General features: G+C 63.5%; 1 rRNA gene. It reads right to left on the reverse strand.

The features are described from left to right. Nucleotides 1-1,951, reverse strand: a 23S ribosomal RNA gene (locus ACTQXI_RS08820); the annotation flags it as partial. Between the last annotated feature and the right edge of the window lie 197 nt (nt 1,952-2,148).

A 2,148-nucleotide genomic window follows, 5' to 3' on the forward strand; every position in this document is an offset into this window, starting at 1 on the left:
GCTAACTCCTCCGCGTGACCTTCCGGCACCGGGCAGGCGTCAGACCCTATACGTCGCCTTGCGGCTTCTGCAGAGTCCTGTGTTTTTGGTAAACAGTCGCTTGGGCCTCTCCACTGCGGCCCGCCTCCGCTCCCGGAGCAAGTCCGTTCACGTACGCGCGGGCACCCCTTCTCCCGAAGTTACGGGGCCATTGTGCCGAGTTCCTTGACCATGGTTGACCCGATCGCCTCGGTATGTTCTACCCACCCACCTGTGTCGGTTTGCGGTACGGGCGCGCACGCGCCTGCCTAGGGGTTTTTCTAGGGACCTCGGGCTCACTCGCTTCGCTCAGTCGCTTCGTCCGGAGCCTCGCCCTCGATGCGGACCGGATTTCCCTGGTCCGCGGGCCGCGCTCCATCACGGGGACGTCCAGAACCCCGCCGAGCCACCCCCATCCGTCGCCCCGTCGGTCGTAGCGCCGCGTGCGCGGTGCAGGAATGTCTGCCTGCTGCGCGTCGGCTACGCCTGCCGGCCTCGCCTTAGCCCCCGACTGACCCTGGGAGGATTAGCCTTGCCCAGGAAACCTCGGGTTCACGGCGGACGAGTTACTCTCTCGTCTCTCGCTACTCATGCCAGCATTCTCACTCCCATGCGCTCCACCGTCGGTCGCCCTCCGGCTTCTCCGCCCATGGGAAGCTCCCCTACCGATTCTGATGAATTAGAATCCCGCCGCTTCGGTGTCCAGCTTAGCCCCGTGTATTGTCGGCGCATGTCCACTCGACCAGTGAGCTGTTACGCACTCTTTGAATGCATGGCTGCTTCTAAGCCAACATCCTGGTTGTCTGGGCGGACGCACATCCTTTGCCACTCGGCTGGAACTTGGGGACCTTAGCGGGCGGTCCGGGCTGTTTCCCTCTCGAGCACACAGCTTAGCCCACATGCTCTGACTGCCGCGCTCTGGGCCGCCGGCATTCGGAGTTCGGTTGGATTCGGTAGGCGGCGAAGCCCCCTCGTCCATCCGGTGCTCTACCTCCGGCGGTGAACGCGCGACGCTAGCCCTAAAGCTATTTCGGGGAGAACGAGATATCTCCGGGTTTGATTGGCCTTTCACCCCTATCCGCAGGTCATCGCCGCCGTTTTCAACCGACGTGCGTTCGGCCCTCCACGGGGTCTTACCCCCGCTTCAGCCTGCCCACGGATAGCTCACCCGGCTTCGCGTCCGCGGCGCGGGACTCAAGTCGCCCTGTTAAGGCTCGCTTTCGCTCCGGCTCCCTTTCGGTTAACCTCGCCCCGCGCCAGCGACTCGCTGGCTCATTCTACAAAAGGCACGCCGTCACACCCAATGGGTGCTCCGACTGCTCGTGGGCGCACGGTTTCAGGTACTGTTTCACTCCCCTCCCGGGGTGCTTTTCACCTTTCCCTCACGGTACTGGTGCGCTATCGGTCACAGGGTAGTACTCAGGCTTGGATGGTGGTCCACCCAGGTTCGGACCGGGTTTCACGTGCCCGGCCCTACTCAGGGACCGCGTCGCGCCGTCCGGTCTGGGTTCGCGTACGGGGCTGTCACCCGCTGCGGCCGGCCCTCCCATGCCGTTCCGCTCCCCAGCCGGACCTGCGCCCGGGGGCGGCAGCCCCCGGATGCGCGGCCCTGCAACCCCGCCGGCGGAACCCCTGCCGGGTACGCCCGCTCGACGGTTTGGCCATCGGTCCCCTTTCGCTCGCCGCTACTCGGGGAGTCTCGAGATTGATTTCCTCTCCTCCGGGTACTTAGATGTTTCAGTTCCCCGGGTTGTCCTCCCCGGCCCTATGCGTTCAGGCCGGGGATATGCACACTGCTGTGCATGGGTTCGCCCATTCGGAGACCCCCGGGTCGAAGGATGTGTGCTCCTCGCCGGGGATTATCGCAGCTTGCCGCGTCCTTCATCGGCTCCCTGTGCCAAGGCATCCGCCGTGCGCCCGTGGTATCTTGCGGGACCGCTCCGGGCCCGCGGGATATCCACGTGTCGCTAATATAAATTAATCGATATCATGAATAGCGCTCTCATGTCGCAATTCGGGTATCTCATACCGCGGCACAGCGTGTTCCACTGTGCTCGCGATCAGATGCTCCTCACTCATCAATGAGTGAATTCCTCTTGTTTGGATCGGATGAATGATTGCTATCATTCT

Source organism: Collinsella sp. LCP19S3_C9 (assembly GCF_052121575.1).
Taxonomy (GTDB): domain Bacteria; phylum Actinomycetota; class Coriobacteriia; order Coriobacteriales; family Coriobacteriaceae; genus Collinsella.